This window comes from Nonomuraea rhizosphaerae, assembly GCF_019396405.1.
Lineage (GTDB): Bacteria > Actinomycetota > Actinomycetes > Streptosporangiales > Streptosporangiaceae > Nonomuraea > Nonomuraea rhizosphaerae.
In genome coordinates, this window is the sequence record NZ_JAHKRL010000285.1 from 1 (window position 1) to 16,783 (window position 16,783).

Annotated in this window: 21 protein-coding genes; 13 read left to right on the forward strand and 8 right to left on the reverse strand. The window is 70.7% G+C overall.

Annotation, left to right across the window (positions count from 1 at the left end):
• Positions 1-55: 55 nt before the first annotated feature.
• Both KME77_RS14490 and KME77_RS14495 read right to left on the reverse strand, forming a co-directional pair.
• Positions 56-1,030, reverse strand: a complete 975-nt coding sequence (locus KME77_RS14490) for a type IV toxin-antitoxin system AbiEi family antitoxin (protein ID WP_219467085.1) — start codon at positions 1,028-1,030, stop codon at positions 56-58.
• Between the two features lie 145 nt (positions 1,031-1,175).
• Complete coding sequence (locus KME77_RS14495) at positions 1,176-2,012, reverse strand: LLM class flavin-dependent oxidoreductase (RefSeq protein ID WP_219467088.1); 837 nt, start codon at positions 2,010-2,012, stop codon at positions 1,176-1,178.
• Between the two features lie 75 nt (positions 2,013-2,087).
• Between KME77_RS14495 and KME77_RS14500 the strand changes: the two genes are divergently transcribed.
• Entirely contained in the window at positions 2,088-2,585 is a 498-nt protein-coding gene (locus KME77_RS14500; RefSeq protein WP_219467090.1) for a MarR family winged helix-turn-helix transcriptional regulator, read from the forward strand.
• A 13-nt stretch (positions 2,586-2,598) separates the two neighbouring features.
• Here the strand turns inward: KME77_RS14500 and KME77_RS14505 are convergent, their stop codons facing one another.
• The 3 genes from KME77_RS14505 to KME77_RS14515 all read right to left on the reverse strand — a co-directional run bounded on the left by KME77_RS14505 (position 2,599) and on the right by KME77_RS14515 (position 5,078).
• Positions 2,599-3,429, reverse strand: coding sequence for an SRPBCC family protein (locus KME77_RS14505; protein WP_246609766.1), 831 nt, complete (start codon positions 3,427-3,429; stop codon positions 2,599-2,601).
• Positions 3,422-3,979, reverse strand: a complete 558-nt coding sequence (locus tag KME77_RS14510) for a winged helix-turn-helix domain-containing protein (protein ID WP_219467093.1) — start codon at positions 3,977-3,979, stop codon at positions 3,422-3,424. The genes KME77_RS14505 and KME77_RS14510 overlap by 8 nt, the downstream gene beginning before the upstream one ends.
• Positions 3,980-4,055: 76 nt before the next feature.
• Entirely contained in the window at positions 4,056-5,078 is a 1,023-nt protein-coding gene (locus KME77_RS14515; protein ID WP_219467096.1) for a GDP-mannose 4,6-dehydratase, read from the reverse strand.
• A gap of 307 nt (positions 5,079-5,385) precedes the next feature.
• On the opposite strand from KME77_RS14515, the gene KME77_RS14520 reads away from it, so the two are divergent.
• The 4 genes from KME77_RS14520 to KME77_RS14535 all read left to right on the forward strand — a co-directional run bounded on the left by KME77_RS14520 (position 5,386) and on the right by KME77_RS14535 (position 9,753).
• Positions 5,386-6,633, forward strand: coding sequence for a glycosyltransferase family 4 protein (locus KME77_RS14520; protein ID WP_219467097.1), 1,248 nt, complete (start codon positions 5,386-5,388; stop codon positions 6,631-6,633).
• A 49-nt stretch (positions 6,634-6,682) separates the two neighbouring features.
• Positions 6,683-7,399, forward strand: a complete 717-nt coding sequence (locus KME77_RS14525) for a class I SAM-dependent methyltransferase (RefSeq protein WP_219467099.1) — start codon at positions 6,683-6,685, stop codon at positions 7,397-7,399.
• Positions 7,396-8,436 (forward strand): glycoside hydrolase family 15 protein, encoded by a 1,041-nt coding sequence (locus tag KME77_RS14530; RefSeq protein WP_219467101.1) that lies wholly within the window; start codon positions 7,396-7,398, stop codon positions 8,434-8,436. The genes KME77_RS14525 and KME77_RS14530 overlap by 4 nt, the downstream gene beginning before the upstream one ends.
• Before the next feature lie 345 nt (positions 8,437-8,781).
• Positions 8,782-9,753: a DUF1702 family protein gene (locus KME77_RS14535; RefSeq protein ID WP_219467104.1), complete on the forward strand. Its 972-nt coding sequence runs from the start codon at positions 8,782-8,784 to the stop codon at positions 9,751-9,753.
• Positions 9,754-9,784: 31 nt separating this feature from the next.
• On the opposite strand, the gene KME77_RS14540 is transcribed toward KME77_RS14535, so the two are convergent.
• The gene (locus KME77_RS14540) at positions 9,785-10,414 is read right to left on the reverse strand and encodes a class I SAM-dependent methyltransferase (RefSeq protein ID WP_219467172.1); all 630 of its coding nucleotides are present in this window, start codon (positions 10,412-10,414) and stop codon (positions 9,785-9,787) included.
• Positions 10,415-10,500: 86 nt separating this feature from the next.
• On the opposite strand from KME77_RS14540, the gene KME77_RS14545 reads away from it, so the two are divergent.
• Genes KME77_RS14545 through KME77_RS14555 form a run of 3 tightly spaced genes read left to right on the forward strand, consistent with a single transcriptional unit; the run spans position 10,501 to position 12,267 of the window.
• Complete coding sequence (locus tag KME77_RS14545; protein ID WP_219467107.1) at positions 10,501-10,944, forward strand: pyridoxamine 5'-phosphate oxidase family protein; 444 nt, start codon at positions 10,501-10,503, stop codon at positions 10,942-10,944.
• A complete protein-coding gene (locus KME77_RS14550) occupies positions 10,941-11,132 on the forward strand; it encodes a ferredoxin (RefSeq protein ID WP_219467109.1) in 192 nt (63 codons plus the stop codon). Before KME77_RS14545 ends, KME77_RS14550 begins: the two co-directional genes overlap by 4 nt.
• Positions 11,133-11,181: 49 nt before the next feature.
• Positions 11,182-12,267, forward strand: a complete 1,086-nt coding sequence (locus tag KME77_RS14555) for a Zn-dependent alcohol dehydrogenase (protein WP_219467113.1) — start codon at positions 11,182-11,184, stop codon at positions 12,265-12,267.
• 28 nt (positions 12,268-12,295) lie between these two features.
• Here the strand turns inward: KME77_RS14555 and KME77_RS14560 are convergent, their stop codons facing one another.
• On the reverse strand, positions 12,296-12,751 hold the full coding sequence (locus KME77_RS14560; RefSeq protein WP_219467116.1) for a carboxymuconolactone decarboxylase family protein: 456 nt from the start codon (positions 12,749-12,751) through the stop codon (positions 12,296-12,298).
• Between the two features lie 68 nt (positions 12,752-12,819).
• Between KME77_RS14560 and KME77_RS14565 the strand changes: the two genes are divergently transcribed.
• Together KME77_RS14565 and KME77_RS14570 are read left to right on the forward strand one after the other, a co-directional pair.
• Positions 12,820-13,359, forward strand: a complete 540-nt coding sequence (locus KME77_RS14565; protein ID WP_219467120.1) for a dihydrofolate reductase family protein — start codon at positions 12,820-12,822, stop codon at positions 13,357-13,359.
• A gap of 53 nt (positions 13,360-13,412) precedes the next feature.
• Positions 13,413-14,339 (forward strand): MerR family transcriptional regulator, encoded by a 927-nt coding sequence (locus tag KME77_RS14570; protein ID WP_219467122.1) that lies wholly within the window; start codon positions 13,413-13,415, stop codon positions 14,337-14,339.
• Between the two features lie 12 nt (positions 14,340-14,351).
• Here KME77_RS14570 and KME77_RS14575 read toward each other — a convergent pair whose 3' ends face one another.
• Positions 14,352-14,999, reverse strand: a complete 648-nt coding sequence (locus KME77_RS14575) for an FMN-dependent NADH-azoreductase (protein WP_219467124.1) — start codon at positions 14,997-14,999, stop codon at positions 14,352-14,354.
• 85 nt (positions 15,000-15,084) lie between these two features.
• Between KME77_RS14575 and KME77_RS14580 the strand changes: the two genes are divergently transcribed.
• From KME77_RS14580 to KME77_RS14590, 3 genes are all read left to right on the forward strand, one after another.
• Positions 15,085-15,549 carry a MarR family winged helix-turn-helix transcriptional regulator gene (locus tag KME77_RS14580; protein ID WP_219467127.1) on the forward strand — a complete coding sequence of 155 codons (465 nt, stop codon included), beginning with the start codon at positions 15,085-15,087 and terminating at the stop codon, positions 15,547-15,549.
• 4 nt (positions 15,550-15,553) lie between these two features.
• Positions 15,554-16,183, forward strand: a complete 630-nt coding sequence (locus tag KME77_RS14585) for an MBL fold metallo-hydrolase (RefSeq protein ID WP_219467129.1) — start codon at positions 15,554-15,556, stop codon at positions 16,181-16,183.
• A gap of 74 nt (positions 16,184-16,257) precedes the next feature.
• Complete coding sequence (locus KME77_RS14590; RefSeq protein WP_219467130.1) at positions 16,258-16,749, forward strand: hypothetical protein; 492 nt, start codon at positions 16,258-16,260, stop codon at positions 16,747-16,749.
• Positions 16,750-16,783: the final 34 nt, after the last annotated feature.

Below are 16,783 nucleotides of genomic sequence, written 5' to 3' on the forward strand. Positions count from 1 at the left end.
GGCGGCACCGGTGCATGGCCGCTGTACAGCTACGGCAGCTGTACAGCGGTGACAACTACGGCGGCGCGATCCGTTGCGGAGATGCCGTTTCCCAGCGTGGAAACGGCCCGCGCGGGCGCGCACAGCCGTGGCGGCGCGATGGGTCGCGGAGAGGTCGCTCCTCCGGCTGAGTGTGTTGCCGGTCGCTCGCCTGAGGCTGTGTCCCCACCGCTCCCCGGGGTGGTAATCGGCGGCGGCGGCGCGCGGCGCGGATGCGGGAGAGGATGCGGATCGTCTGCTTGGTGCCCGGTTGCCAGCCCTGCTGGATGAGGAGGTCGGCCACGTTGTGCAGCAGCTCGGCCGTCTGCCCCGGGAAGACGTCTCTGCGGACGACGATGATGCGCCAGCCCAGGCCGCGCAGCTCGGTGCGGCGGCGCTCGTCCCGGAGCTGGTCGGCCTCGGCGGTGTGGTGTTGCTGGCCGTCGTACTCGACCGCCACCTGGAAGTCGGGCCAGCCCAGGTCGAGGTAGGCGTGGTGGCCGTCGGCGAGGGGGACGCGGATCTGGGTGGCGGGCCGGGGGATGCCGCCGTCCACGAGGATCACCCGGAGCCAGCTCTCCCGGGGTGAGCCGGCGCCCGCGTCGGCCAGGCTGAGCAGGTCGCGGATGTGCCAGGACGGGCACTGGTGCCACAGGGCCTCCAGGTCCACCCCTCGGCGCAGGAACTGGTCGAGCGCGGCCACCGCCTCCAGGCGGGGCAGCCGGCGGGCGCAGTCGAGGGCGGTGCGCTCCCGGGTGGTGAGGCGGATCCCGTCGTGCTCGGTGACGTCGGCGGCGGGCAGGGAGGTCACGTGGGTGACGCAGCCGGGGACCGCCAGGTGGCCGGGGGCGATGAGCTCCACCGGCCAGTCGTCCTCCGCCGTGTTGAGGCTCAGGACGTGCAGGCCCCAGACGTGGGCGGCGGTGCGCCGGCAGGCGACCGCCTGGGGGATGGCTCGGGTGATGCGGCGGGCGCGGTCGAGGAGGGAGGACTGCGGGAGGGGGGTGTTCATGGGGTTCAGGATGGCTGGGGGGAGGGGTGGCGGAAGGCGCCGAACGGGGTTCTGTGGATAAGCCGGGAGCGTCTTCCAGCAATGTCCCCCCCTCAGGCCGTACGGACGCCCCGCCGAGGCTTGGACAGGCCGTACAAATCACCGCTCAAGCGGCGCGCAGAGCCGGTAGCACCTCCGCCGCCAGACGCTCCATCTGCCCCTGGAAGTCCCCGCCCACCGGCATGAGGTTCAGCGACGTGAACCCCAGCTCGACCAGCTCCAGCAGCCGCTCCACCACCTCTCCCGGCTCCCCCGCCACCACCGACCGATCCCCCGGCACGGCCGCGCCCACGCTGACCGACACGTTGTACACGCACTCCACCGCCCGCCCGGCCGCCAGCACCCGGCGGCGCATCTCCACGGCCTCGGCGGGCGGGGCGAAGCCCAGTGAGGGGATCCAGCCGTCCGCCAGCTCCGCGGTGGCCGCCAGCGCGCGAGGGCCGTACGTGCCGAGCCAGATCGGGATCGGCGTCTCCGGCTTGGGCTCCATGGACGCCTCCAGCGTGTGGTAGCGGGAGCCCTCGTACGTCAGCGCGGGCGACGACCACAGCCCGCGGATGATGTGGATCGCCTCCACCATGCCGTCCACCTTCTCCCGCGGCGTCGGGACGCCCAGGCCGAAGGCCCGGAACTCCTCGTCGGAGTATCCGCCGCCGAGCCCGAGGATGAGCCGTCCCCCGGACAGCCGGTGCAGCGACTCGGCCATCTTGGCCACCATCGCGGGCGACCGGTACGGCACCCCGAGCACCCGCGTGGCGATCCGGATCCGGGAGGTGGCGGCGGCGATCCAGGTGAGCATCGTCCACACCTCGTACGTGGGCGACGTCCCGCACGGGTGGTCGGAGGTGGACACGAAGTCGAACCCCAGCTCCTCGGCCAGCCGCGCGTCGCCCACCGGATCGGCCCCCGGAGCCGCCGACGGCGAGATCCCCACCCCGAACATACGACCTCCCACAGCATTGGTTTACATGTAAACCTAGAAGCAGGCTTGGTTACATGTCAACTAAACTCGGAAGGCATGGGGAAGACGCCGCGGTGGCTGGACGACGCCGAGTTCAGGGCCTGGATCGGCTATCGGCGGATGCGGCTGCTCCTGGACGCCCAGGTCAGCCGTGATCTGCTGCGCGACTCGGGGCTGTCGGCGCCCGACTACGACGTGCTCTCGACCCTGTCCGACGCCGAGGGGCACCGTTTCCGGCTCACCGGGCTGGCCGAGCGGATGCTGTGGTCGAAGAGCCGCCTGTCGCGCCACATCTCCCGGATGGAGCAGCGCGGCCTGGTCACCCGCGAGGAGTGCGAGGGCGACGGGCGGGGCGCGGTGATCGTGCTGACGGAGGGCGGCCGGCGGGCCATCGAGGCGGCGGCCCCCGATCACGTGGAGTCCGTACGCCGCCACTTCGTCGACCTGCTGACGCCGGAGCAGATCGACGTGCTCGGAACGGTGTCGGAAACGGTCCTGACGCACCTGAGAGAGACGCACCTGAGAGAGACGCACCTGAAAGAACAGGACCAGTGAGCCGACAACAGGGTCAGGACACCCAGATGGGGCTCCAGTCGGCCACCTCGTGGAAGCGGCGCAGCTCGGCGAGCCCGGACAGGTTCCCGCACCAGGCGCCGTAAGGCGGGCGCTCGAAGCCGCTCTGCACCATCGTCAGCCGTGTCCTGCCCTCCGACTCCTCCAGCTCCCAGGTGGTGACCTCGACGCTGCCCCAGTCAACGGACAGCCGGCGGCCGGGCTCCAGCTCGACGACCTTCGCCACGTGCGGGTCGTCCGACGGGTCGCCCATCACGTAGTCGCCGCCGACGCGCGGCTCGATCCGGATCGGGTACCCGAACCAGCGCGTCACCGACTCCGAGTCGATCAGCGAGTCGAACACCCGCTCCCTGGAGGCCGCGATCAGCACCTCGGCCCGCAGGTCGGAGCTGGTGAAGTCGGCCTTCGGGGTGAGCGGGCGGCCGGCGAAGTGCTCGGCGAGGTTGGCCAGCATGAGGCACCAGTACGTCTGGATCACGCCCCGGATGTTCGACTCCGCCAGGGCCTCCTGGAAGTCGAAGTGGGTCTGCGAGACCGACACGATCGTGCTGGACGGGCTCTCCTCCTCGACCCCGAACTCCACCGTCGTGTCCACCCCGCCCAGCGGCCAGGAGAACCGCACGGTCGTGTCGTCGGCGTGCAGCGGGCGCTGGTGCGGCGCGTCGCCCTCGGGCGTCGTGCGCCCCCAGAACGCGTACCGCTCCGGCAGGTCCACCTCGGCGTGCTCGGCCAGCCAGAGGCGCAGGGCCGCGGCGTCGGTCAGGGCGTGGCGCACCTCCTTGACCGGGGCTTCGACGCGGGCTCGTACGGTCATCGGCTCACTCATCTGACGATCCCTTCGGATAACAGGCGACGGCGAGCTTGAAGGCGTCCCCCTCGGCCCCGCCGTACCTCGTGAACAGCTCCTGGAGCATCCCTTGCAGGTCGTGGAGGAACTCCTGGCGCTCCTCCGGCCGCAGCCGGATCTCGCCGGACAGCCCGATCGAGGGCAGCTCCGGCGCGGCCCTGTCCAGGCCCGCGATGTCGGCCTGGACCTCCTCCATGAGGTCCAGCAGGTAGCCGAGGCTCAGCTCGTCCTGCGGCCGGCGCAGGCCGATGCGGCCGACCAGCCGGGGCGACAGCCAGTACGAGCGGGCGCCCGCCCGGTAGATCCCCTCATGGATGCCACGCACCTTCCGCTCGGACACCAGGTCGACAAGACCGGCCTCCAGCAGCCGTTTGACGTGGTAGTAGACGCGCTGCGGCGTCTGGCCGAGCCGGTTGGCGACCTCGGTGCAGGTGCGCGGCTCGGCCAGCTCCCGCAGCACTTCGACGCGCTGCGGCTTGAGCAGCGCCTCGGCCTGCTCGATCCGCTCCAGGTACAGGACATCTCTCATCGCAAAGACGATCCTTTACATAAAAAACATTTTTGTCAATGACGCGTGCCACAAGGGCACCCGCACGCGGGGGTGATCAGGGCCAGGAACTGTCCTGGTCAGGGTCGCCGCCGTCCGACAGCAGCCGGATGTCGGACTCGACCATCATCGCCACCAGCTCGTCGAACGAGACCGTCGGCTCCCAGCCGAGCTGCACCCGGGCCTTCTTCGGGTCGGCGCACAGCAGGTCGACCTCGGCGGGCCGGTGCAGGGCCTGGTCGGTGACGACGTACCGCTCCCAGTCGAGGGAGGCCGCCGCGAAGGCCGCCCGCACCAGCTCGCGCACCGACTTCATGCGGCCCGTGCCGATCACATAGTCCTCGGGCGTGCCCGCCTGGAGCATGAGGTGCATGGCGCGGACGTAGTCGCCGGCGAAGCCCCAGTCGCGCCGCGCCTCCAGGTTGCCGAGCCGCAGCTCGGTGGCCATGCCCAGCTTGATCCGGGCCACGCCGAGCGACACCTTGCGGGTGACGAACTCGGCGCCGCGCCGGGGCGACTCGTGGTTGAACAGGATTCCGGAGACGGCGTACATGCCGTACGACTCGCGGTAGTTCTGGGTGAGGAAGTGCCCGTACGCCTTGGCCACCCCGTACGGCGAGCGAGGGTGGAAGGCGGTGCTCTCGGTCTGCGGCGTCTCGCTGACCTGCCCGAACATTTCGGACGACGAAGCCTGATAAAAGCGGATCTGGCGGGAGGAGGGGCCGCCCCGCGACACGCCCGAGCACACCCGGATGGCCTCCAGCATGCGCAGCACGCCCATCCCGGTCACCTCGGCCGTCAGCTCGGCCTGCTCCCACGACATGGGCACGAACGAGATCGCCCCCAGGTTGTAGACCTCGTCGGGCTGCACCCGCTCCACCGCCGAGATCAGCGATCCCTGGTCCAGCAGGTCGCCGCGGACCACCTGGACGTCCGCGAGCAGCTTGCGCATCCGCGACACGCGCGGGTTCGCCTGACCGCGGGCCAGGCCCCAGACCTCATAACCCTGGCCGAGCAGATACTCGGCCAGGTACGAACCGTCCTGGCCAGTGATACCGGTGATCAGAGCGCGCCTGGCCAAGGAGTCCTCCCAGTAGTGCGACCGCGTCCGTTGGGACGGGAATGTACAGCTAAGCGCCTCGATACAGCACCCCGAGCCACCTAGAACACGTTCCACCGAATCACGCTCGGTTAGCCCAATGCCGCAGTTCGTGCGGTGTTTGGCGGCATGTGGCAACAATTCCAGGTGACCTACCGAATGGTAGCCTTCTCGGACTAAGGTCATCTTTCACGGTACACGCCCGTCTCAGGGCCTACCGGGCGGAGAAAGGGGTGTCCGTGCGGGAGCGAACCGGACGCAGTGAGCAGCGGACGCAGTGAGCAGCCCGATGAGCACCGACTCGCTGCGGATCGCGCTGCTGTCCTACCGCAGCAAGCCCACCTGTGGCGGTCAGGGAGTGTACCTGCGCCACCTCAGCCGCGAACTGGTCGCCCTCGGGCACCACGTCGAGGTCTTCTCCGGCCAGCCCTACCCGGAGCTGGACAAGGGCGTGATCCTCCGCGAGGTCCCGAGCCTCGACCTGTACCGGGACGAGGACCCGTTCAGGACCCCGAAGCTGCGCGAGTACCGCGACTGGATCGACTGGCTGGAAGTCGGGACGATGTGGACGGCCGGCTTCCCGGAGCCGCTGACGTTCACCCTGCGCGCGCACCGCGAGCTGAAGAAGCGGGTGGGCGACTTCGACGTCGTCCAGGACAACCAGACGCTCGGCTACGGGCTGCTCGGCATCCAGAAGCTGTTCCCGGTGGTGGGCACGATCCACCACCCGATCAGCGTGGACCGGCGCATCGAGCTGGAGGCGGCCACCGGCGTCAAGAAGCTGACCATGCGCCGCTGGTACGGGTTCGTGAAGATGCAGGCCAAGGTCGCGCCCCGGCTGAGCCCGATCCTGACGGTCAGCGAGTCGTCGCTGGCCGACATCCACCGCGACTTCAACGTCCCCCAGGCGAACATGCGCCTGATCCCGCTCGGCGTGGACACCCGCTACTTCCACCCTCGCCCCGACAAGCCCAAGCGGCGGGGCTCGATCGTGGCCGTGGCCAGCGCGGACTCCCCCATGAAGGGCGTCGCCACGCTGCTGCGGGCCGTCGCCAAGCTGGCCACCGAACGCGACGTGAACCTCACCGTCGTCAGCAGGCCGACCCCCGGCGGGCCGACCGAGCAGCTCGTGCAGGACCTGTCCCTGCAGGAGCGTGTCCGCTTCGTGCACGGCATCTCCGACGACGAGCTGGGCGAGCTGATCGCCACCTCCGAGGTGTCGGTGGTGCCGTCGCTGTACGAGGGGTTCTCGCTGCCCGCCGTCGAGCACATGGCCTGCGGCACGCCGCTGGTGGCCAGCCGTACGGGGGCGCTGCCCGAGGTGGTCGGGGACGCCGCGATCCAGGTCGCGCCCGGTGACTCGGAGGAGCTGGCCGCGGTGCTGGGCCGCCTGCACGACTCGCCGGAGGAGCGCGAGCGGGTGGGCAAGGCCGGCTACGACCGGGTGATGGAGCGATACACCTGGAACGTCGTCGCGCAACGGACCGTCGAGGCCTATCGGGAGGCCATCGAGGCCCGCCGTACCCGCTCCCGCTGAAGCCGCCCGTACCGCTGAAGTTCCCGCTCACCTCAAGGAGATGTGACAAGTGCTCACCGTGGACTTCGCCAGGCTGCCCGTCGGCCCCGGCGTACGCGTGCTCGACCTGGGCTGCGGCGGCGGCCGGCACGCCTTCGAGGTGCTGCGCAGGGGCGCGGACGTGGTCGCGTTCGACATGGACCAGGCCGAGCTGGACGGCGTCTCGTCCATGTTCGCGGCGATGGACAAGGCGGGCGAGGTGCCGCCGGGCGCGGGCGCCGAGACGGTCCAGGGGACGGCGCTGGACATGCCGTTCGAGGACGGGTCGTTCGACCGCGTCATCGCGGCCGAGGTGCTGGAGCACATCCCCGACGACATGACCGCGATGCGGGAGATCTTCCGGGTGCTCGCGCCCGGCGGCACCGCGGCGATCACCGTGCCGAGCTTCCTGCCCGAGCGGATCTGCTGGGCGCTGGACGAGGACTACCACACGGCACCGGGCGGACATGTCCGGATCTACACACTGGCCGAGCTGTCGGCCAAGCTCAAGTCCACCGGCTTCCACATCGGTCCCCACCACCACGCGCACGGGCTGCACGCCCCGTACTGGTGGATCAAGTGCGCGGTCGGCGTCAACAACGACGAGCACCCGCTCGCCAAGGCCTACCACGAGCTGCTCGTCTGGGACATCATGAAGCGCCCGCCACTGACGCGAGTGGCCGAGAACCTGCTCAACCCGCTGATCGGCAAAAGCGTGGTGCTCTACGTCAGGAAGCCCGTCGCGTGATCACCCGCGACGAGGCCATCCGCACGGCCTTGAGCATCGCGGCGATCCAGCAGGACGACGGCGGCGTGCCCTGGCCCGAAGGACACGTGGACGCGTGGAACCACGTCGAGTGCCTGATGGCGATGAGCGTCGCCGGTCTGCGCGAGCCCGTCGCCAAGGGTTACGACTGGCTGGCCGAGCACCAGCGCGACGACGGCTCGTGGGCGATGAAGGTGGTCGACGGCGTCGCCACCGAGCCGGGCGGCGAGTCGAACCACGCCGCCTACATCGCGGCCGGCGTGTGGCACCACCATCTCGTGACGGGCGACCAGGGGTTCACCGAGCGCAGGTGGCCGATGGTCAAGTCCGCGCTCGACTACGTGGTGGGGCTGCAGACCGAACGAGGCGAGATCGTCTGGGAGCGTGACGCGCGGGGGCGGCCCTCCTCGTACGCGCTGCTGACCGGCTGCGCCTCCATCCACCAGGGGCTGCGCTGCGGCGTGCTGCTGGCCGACCACCTCGGCGACCCGCAGCCGCACTGGGAACTGGCCGCCGACCGGCTGGCACACGTGCTGGCCGCGCACCCGGAGGCGTTCGCCGACAAGAGCCGGTACTCGATGGACTGGTACTACCCGGTGCTCGGCGGGGCCGTGCGCGGGGCGGCGGCGGTGGAGCTGCTGGAGCGGGAGTGGGGGACGTTCGTGGTGCCGGGGCTGGGCATCCGGTGCGTCGCCGACCAGCCGTGGGTGACCGGCGCGGAGACGTGCGAGCTGGCGCTGGCCCTGGACGCGCTGGGCGACCGCGAGCGGGCGCTGCGGCTGTTCGCCGACGTGCAGCACCTGCGGCACGAGGACGGCTCGTACTGGACGGGGTGGCAGTTCGTCAACCGGCGGCACTTCCCGCACGAGCGCAGCGGGTACACGGCGGCGGCGGTGGTGCTGGCGGCCGACGCGCTGAGCGGCCTCTCGGCGGCGGGGGGGCTGTTTCGCGACGTCTCGGCGGTCAGCGTCTCTCCCGCCGACCGGTCTCTCTGCGGCTGTGCCGCAGTGCAAGCGTGACTTTCTTTACGGCAGGCATGGGCCGGCCCCAGTCGCCGACCAGGGCCGGCGGCTGTCCAGGGGAACGGTCCTCCGGTGATGCGAGGCTGGGCGCCGTTACGTGCGTCCGGTTGACCGGAGCGCGCTTTTCCCAGACCGGAGCGTGCTCTCCCCCGGGCCGGAGCGCGTTCTTCCAGGCCGGAGCGTGTTTTCGTTGAGAAGCCGTGACGCAAGGTGTTTTGCCGCATCTTTGCCGGGAAATGCGGAGCGGCATCGCTGAAGGCCCTATTGGGGTCACTAGCTTCGTGAGTGGCCGTACGAGGCGTCTTCGGGGGAAGCGTGGGCGACACGGGCACAACAACGTACTTGGAGCAGGACAGGACCGAGCCGACACTGTCGCCGGTCCGGGGTCTGCGGAAAATGCTGGCCAAGAAGCCGCTTGAGGCGGATCTGGCCCAGCGGAGGTTCCGGCTGCGGCAGGGACATCCCCGCGAAACCATCGAAGGTGCTGAAAAATCGTACTTGTTCGGCTTCAACGCCGTCCTGTCGCGAGAGATCGGCAAGATCGAGGAAGTGTCCGTCGAGCAGCGGAGCTTCGCGTACGAGGGAGCCGGTGCCGCCTGCACCGTGCTCGACCTGCTCACCATGACTCGGGGCCGGCGCCTTCACGAGCTACTGGCCGGCCCCGCCCAGCATCACCGCCACGCCGCCCTCCTGGGCGCCGGTCGCGGCCACGCGCTGCTGCGGCTGCGGCCCGTACGGGGCGTGCGCGGGGCGCACCACCCGCTGCTGCGCTGGCTGGCCGTGGACGGCTTCGGCTTCCAGTGGAGCCTGCAGCGGGCCGATCGGATGGTCGGCGAGCGGATCATGCCCGACCTGCTCACCAGGGCCCACTGCGCGATCTTCGACCAGGGGCTGGGGCGGCTGCTGTGGATGCACGAGTGCGCCTCGCCCGACGACCTGGCGACCAGGATCGAGGCGTATCCGGCCCCGCGACGGGGTGATCTGTGGACCGGCGCCGGGTTCGCGGCCACGCACCTCGGCGGCGCGGACCTCGACGAGCTGTGGTGGCTGACCGACCACGCGGGGGCCGACGGGTTCCGGCCGCATCTGGCGCAGGGGTGCGCGTTCGCCGTGGCGGCCGGGCTCCAGGCGGGGCCGCTGCCGGACCACGTCGCGCAGGCCGCGCCGATCCTGGCGGGGGCCGAGCCGGACGAGGCCGCCCTGTGGACCGACGGCGCGCTCCTGGAGCTGGGCGACGACCCGCACACCCACGAGGACTTCCTGGCCTGGCAGTTCCACACCCGCCGCGCCTGGAACCGCCGCCACCGCTACTGACCCCGGGGCCGGACACTCGGCTCCACCAGGCTCAGATGCCCGGCCCCACCCGCTCCAGGACCCGCAGCGAGCCCTGCGCCGACCTCTCGGTGAAGGCGCCCGACTCCAGCGCCCGCAGATAGACCCGGTACGGCGCCTGCCCGCCGTCGGCCGGGTCCGGGTAGATGTCGTGGAAGACCAGCGCGCCGCCCTCCATGACGTGCGGCGCCCAGCCCTCGTAGTCGCGCGTCACCGGCTCCTCGGAGTGCCCGCCGTCGATGAACAGCATGGCCAGCGGCGTGTTCCACAGCCCGGCCGCCTGCTCCGAGCGCCCCACGACGGCGATCACGTGGTCCTCCAGCCCGGCCGCCGCGATGGTCTGCCGGAACGTCGGCAGCGAGTCCATCTTGCCGAACCGCGGATCGACCAGCGTCGGATCGTGGTGCGCCCAGCCGGGCTGGATCTCCTCCGAGCCGCGGTGGTGGTCGACGGTGACGACCACGGACCCGGCCTGGCGGGCGGCGGCCCCGAGATAAACGGCGGACTTGCCGCAGTATGTGCCGATCTCGCAGATCGGGCCCAGGGAGCCGTACTGCAGGGCCGCCTCGAAAAGGGCCAGCCCTTCCGGCTCCGGCATGAACCCCTTGGCGTGCTTGGCCGCGTAACGCAGCTCCGGCGGCATCGTCATAGGGATGCACACTAGTAGAACCGAACAACATTCCAGCGGACCCCTTGCCGGGCATACTGCAACCTGTTCTACTTGGCAGCGTGAATCAGCGCGCTCGCATCGCGATGTCCGACGACGAGGTCGCCGCCTTCCTGGAAGAGGCCCGTAAGCTCCAGCTCGCGACCATCAACCCGGACGGAACGCCCCATCTGGTGACCATGTTCTACGGCCTGGACGAGGGGCGGATCGCGTTCTGGAGCTACGCCAAGGCGCAGAAGGTCCGCAACATCGAGCGCGACCCCCGGGTGAGCTGCCTCGTCGAGGCCGGGGCGGACTACAACGAGCTGCGCGGCATTCTGCTCTACGGCCAGGCCGAGCGGGTGGACAATCTCATGGACATCGGCATGCTGGTCGCCCGCAGGATGACCCCGGGCGTGGCGGACGAGCTCCTGCTTCCGTACGTCGAGCAGACCGGGCGCAAGCGGGTCGCGTACGTCGTCGAGCGCACCAAAGTGGTCTCATGGGACCACAGGAGGCTCACATGAAGGTAAGAGTGGACGAGATGGTGTGCGAGGCCAACGCGGTCTGCATGGGACTCGTGCCAGAGGTGTTCGACGTCGACGACGATGACCAGCTGCACATCCTGCGGCCCGAACCACCGCCCGAGATGCTGGACCGCGTCCGTCACGCGGTCCGTTCGTGCCCCAAGGCAGCTCTTTCCCTAGAGGAATAGCCAGTCGAGGAATGACCGTTTCGGGGACCAGCCGGAGGAGGAACACCCCATGCGCGCCGCCATTCTGCACGCCGTAGGCGACGACAAGCTCGACATCCGCGACGACGTCACCCTTGCCCCCGTCGGACCGACCGACGTAAGGGTGAAGATCAGAGCGACGGGCGTCTGCCATTCGGACCTGTCGGCCATCTCAGGCGTGCTGCCTCAGCCCGTGCCGCTCATCCCGGGCCACGAGGGCGCGGGAGAGGTGGTCGAGGTGGGCGAGCACGTCGCCACGGTCCAGCCGGGCGACCACGTGATCGTCAGCTGGCGGCCCGCCTGCCAGGACTGCGACCTGTGCCTGGGCGGGCAGCCGTACCTGTGCATGAAGTACGTGATCGAGTCGTTCACCAAGGGCAACTTCCGCATCGGCGGCGACAGCACGGTGTTCGGCATGGCCGGGTGCGGCACCTGGGCCGAGGAGATCGTCGTGCCCTGGCAGGGCGCGATCAAGATCGATCAGGACGTGCCGTGGGAGGCCGCGGCGCTGATCGGCTGCGGCATCACCACCGGGGTCGGCGCGGCGCTCAACACCGCGAAGGTCCGTCCGGGCAGCACCGTCGCCGTCATCGGCTGCGGCGGCGTGGGCCTGTCGGTCATCCAGGGCGCGCGCATCTCCGGCGCCCGGACGATCCTGGCCATCGACCCGCTGACCTCCAAGCACGAGCTGGCCAAGAAGGTCGGCGCGACGCACGCGGTCACCCCCGAGGACGTCCCGAACGCGCTGAACGAGCTGACCGGCGGCGCCGGCTTCGACTACGGCTTCGAGGTGGTCGGCAAGGCGGCGACCATCCAGAGCGCGTGGCAGGTCACCCGGGCCGGCGGCGACGTCGTCGTGGTCGGCGCGGGCGCGATGGACGACATGGTGTCGATCTCGGCGTTCAGCCTGCTGTTCGAGGGCAAGAACCTGCTGTCCAGCCTGTACGGCGAGGCCGACGTACGGCATGACTTCCCGTACTTCGCCAAGCTCTACAAGGCCGGCAAGCTCGACCTGGAGTCGATGATCAGCTCCCGGATCCGCCTCGCCGACCTGAACGACGCCGTGGCGGCGCTCAAGGGCGGCGAGGTGGCCCGGCAGATCGTGCTCATGGACTGAGCCGCGACGGAACCAGGAGCAGGCGGGCTCACCCCCATGCGCCCGCCTGCTGCCTGACGGAGACGTTGAGCCGGTTGAACAGGTTGGTCACGCCGATGACCAGCAGCAGCGAGGACAGCCCCTGCTCGTCGTAGTGCTCGGCGGCCTCGTCCCACACCTCGTCGGGCACCGCGTCCGGGCGGTCGCCGAGCCGGGTGACGCACTCGGCCAGCGCCAGCGCCGCCCGCTCGGCGTCGCTGTAGTACGGCGTCTCGCGCCAGCCCGCCAGCGTCCAGATCCGCTGGTCGCTCACCCCCGCCTTCCTCAGGTGGTCGCCTCCCATGTCGAGGCAGGGGCCGCAGCCGTTGATCTGGCTGGCCCGCATGTGGACCAGTTCCAGCGTAACGTCGGGCACCCCTCCCTTCCTAGCGGCCTTGTTGAGGGCGTGTATGGCCTGCATCGCCTCGGGGACGAGGACGGCGGGGTTCTGCATCCGTGCTGCCATGGTCGTTCTCCTTCGGGTAACTTCGTCGTTCACCGCTACGACCCGGCGAGCCGGAAGAACGTGACCGCATGGCCAAACTGCTCTACTCAGCCACGATGTCCCTGGACGGCTTCATCGCCGGTCCCGGCGGCGACATGTCCTGGCTGGCCGAACACCTCACTCCCATGCCGGCGATGGACGACCTCGTCGCCCGGGTCGGCGCGCTCCTGGTCGGCAACCGCACCTTCCGCGGCGACGACCCGCACCGGGGCACGCCCAAGGAGGGCCAGGCGTTCGGCGGCGGCTGGTCCGGCCCCCAGGTCGTCCTGACCCACCACGTCCCCGACACGCCGTGGCCGGACGTCACCTTCGTCCCGGGCCTCCCGGCCGCGGTCGAGCTGGCGAGGAAGGCGGCGGGCGGCAAGTACGTCAACGTCCTGGGCGCCGACGTGGCCCGGCAGTGCCTGGAGGCGGGAGAGCTGGACGAGGTCCTGGTCATCGTCGCCCCGGTGCTGCTCGGCGACGGCGTGCGGCTGTTCGACCACCCCGGCGGCACGAACGTCAGGCTGGAGCGGTACGCCGACGCCCTCCCCGGCCTGGACCACTGGTATCGCGTCGTCCGCCGGTAGAGGGGCCGTCCGGCTTGAGTCTCCACCTAGGGGAGACAGCAGAGTGGGGGGACATGAACGGCGACGCGCTCTACTCGATCGGCGACCTGGCCCGGCGCACCGGGCTGACGGTCAAGACCGTCAGGTTCTACTCCGATCAGGGGATCGTGCCGCCGGCCGAGCGCAGCCCCGCCGGTTACCGCCTGTACGACCTCGACGCCGTCGTCCGCCTGGACCTCGTACGCACGCTGCGCGACCTCGGCCTCGACCTCCCCACGATCCGCAGGGTCCTGAACCGGGAGACGTCGCTCGCCGAGGTCGCGAAGGCGCACGCCGAGGCGCTGGCGGTGCAGATCCGCACCCTGCGGCTGCGGCGCGCGGTGCTCACGGCGGTGGCCAGGCGCGGCTCCACCCCCGAGGAGCTGGATCTCATGCACAAGCTGGCCAAACTGTCCGAGCACGAACGCCGCCAACTGATCGGCGACTTCCTGGGCACCGTCTTCGGCGGGCTGGATCCCGGCGCCGGGTTCGCCGGGATCGCCCGCTCGCTGACCCCCGAACTGCCCGACAATCCCGGCATCGAGCAGGTCGAGGCGTGGGTGGAGCTGGCCGAGCTGTCCCAGGACCCGTCCTTCCGCGCGGTCATGCGGCGGATGGCCGAGCACCACGCGGCCGAACGCGCCCACACCCCCGGCCTGCGTTCCGACACCGCCGCGATCATCCGCGTCATCCGCGCCCGCGTCGGCCCGGCCCTGGCCGCGGGCCTGCCCCCCGGCTCGCCCGAGGCCGGCGCGATCGTCACGGCGATCACGGCCGAACGCGCCCCGGCGGCCCCCTCAGCGGGCCGACTGGAGCTGGCGGACTGGCTGGAGGCGGCGAGCGATCCGCGCAGGGAGCGCTACCTGCGGCTGCTCGCGGTGATCAACGGCTGGCCGGAGCCGGAGAGCCTGGCCCCGGCGTTCGCCTGGTGCGCCGAGGCACTGCGGACGAGGGCGGCCTAGGCAGGCGTCCGCTCAGGCGGAGACGGACACCGGCGCCCACAGCTCGCCGATCTCGCGCCGCGCCGCCGCCAGGCTCTCGGCCGCCAGCGGGATCAGCTCCGCCATCTCCGGCTTCGACTCGGCCAGCGTGAGCTCGGCCGTGATGAACCGTGGCGTCAGGCCGGTGACCTCCAGGCTGTGCGGCAGCCACGGCGCGGCGTGGTCCCATCCCTCGCGAGGGGTCCCGGGGCCGTAGCCGCCGCCGCGGCTGGCCAGGACGATGAGCTCGCGACCGGTCAGCAGCCCGGCCCGGGTCGCGGGGTCGTACGACAGCCCGGCCGTGACCAGGTGGTCCACCCAGGCCTTGACGCTGCTGGGGGCGTTGAAGTTGTACAGCGGCATCCCGAGCAGGATCGTGTCGGCCCGCGCGACCTCCTCGACCACCCGCTGGCTCAGCGCCCACGACTCGGCCTGTGCCGGGGTGTGCTCGGCGGGCGGCACCGTCCGCGCGCCGAACGTCTCGTGGTCGAGATGCGGAAGAGGATCGCGGCCCAGGTCACGGTAGGTGACGGTGCCGCCGGGATGGGCGGTGCGCCAGACGTCGGCGGCCAGGGCGCTGAGCCCGCGGCTGATGGAGCGCTCGCCCTGGATGCTCGAGTCGATGTGCAGGAGGTGAGGCATATCATTCTTCTCTCATAAATCGTTTGTGGTACGTCAATCATTACTATCACACGGATGAATGACAGGGAAAGGTAGACTTGCGACCATGGCCACCCCGCCGGTCACAGGCCCTCCCATTCGCCGCTCGGCCCCGCTGCTCGACCACCTCGGGCGGCTCATGCGCCTGCGCGGAGAGTCGGTGCTGGCGCCGCTCGGCCTGCGCCCGCGCCACCTGGTCACGCTCACGATGCTGCGCGAGGGCGGCGACTGCACCCAGCAGGCGCTGGCCACGAGACTGGCCATGGACGGCACCAACCTGGTCGGCCTGCTCAACGAGCTCGAATCACTCGACCTCATCGAACGCAAGCGCTCGCCCGAGGACCGCCGCCGCCACGTCGTCGCCATGACCGCCGTCGGCGCGGAGCTCCTGACGAAGGCGGAACTGGCGCTGACGGCGGTCGAGGACGAGATCCTCGCCGCACTCGACGCCGGCCAGCGCGAGACCCTCTACGCCCTGCTCCAGCTCGCGACCAGCAAGCTGTGCCCGCCGTCCCCCTGTGGAGAGTGCTGATCGTATGCGCCTGACCAAGTACGGCCACGCCTGTGTCCGCCTGGAGGCCGACGGCAGGGTCCTCGTCATCGACCCCGGCACGTTCTCCGAGGCCGAGGCCCTGGACGGCGCCGAGGAGGTGCTCGTCACCCACGAGCACCCCGACCACATCGACGTCGGGAAGCTCACGGCCGCGCTCGCGGGTAACCCGGCGCTCAAGATCCACCTGCCGCGACCGGCCGCCGAGCAGGCGCCCGAACTGGGCGACGCGGCGGTGGTGGTCGAGCCGGGGCGGCGTCTCACGGCCGCGGGGTTCACCGTCGACGTGGTGGGCGGGGCGCACGCCGAGATCTACGACGGCCTGCCCGGCTGCGCCAATGTCGGTTTCGTCGTGGACGAGAGCGTCTACCATCCCGGCGACTCGCTCTTCGTGCCCGAGGCCCGGGTGGAGACGCTGCTCGTGCCCGCCGCCGCCCCCTGGCTCAAGCTCGCCGAGGCGATCGACTTCGTCCGGGCGGTCAAGCCCGTACGGGCCTTCCCGATCCACGACGCCACCCTCAACGACCTGGGCCACGAATACTTCGCCGGCTGGATGGAATTCAAGGGCGGGACTGACTACGCACAGTTGCGGGTAGGAGAGTCGGCGACGCTCTAGGACTGTCACATTTCGGGGAAGTCATCCGTCTTCATAGGGAGCGCCTTTCGTACCGCAGAGGGGGATGAAGCGCTGTGGTCTTCGTTCCGGACGTTCCCTACACCGACCCCGGCAGCTGGCGGATCGCCATGGAGGCCAGTGCCGCGACCCTGTCGGTGAGCACCATGAAAGGGCCGCGGGTCCTGCACGAGCTGCCGAGTTTCGACGGGGCCTTCCGGCTGACGCCGGCCGGGCTGCTGGCCGGGTTCAGCCTGCGGCTGCCGTTGCCGGACCGCGACGCGTGCCTGCTCTGGGAGGCGACCGACCTCGCCGTGCCTGCCAGGATGAACGCGCTCGCCAGGACGAACGCGCCCGGCGGGCGGGCGAAGGTGCGGCTCGGGCGGCGGGAGACCGTCGCCGACCTCTCGGCGCTCTGCGCGCGCGTCCCGGACGCCAGGTTCGGGCGGGCCTATCTGAAGATCGTGCTGGAGACGGTGTTCCCGTCCCTGAGCCTGCGCTGGCCGGCGAAGGCCCGGCTGCGGCCGGTGGCGCTGAAGCTGTTCAGCGAGATCCGGCCCGTGGGGTGATCCCCCGCCGGGCCGGATGCCGTGAGAGCGCCGG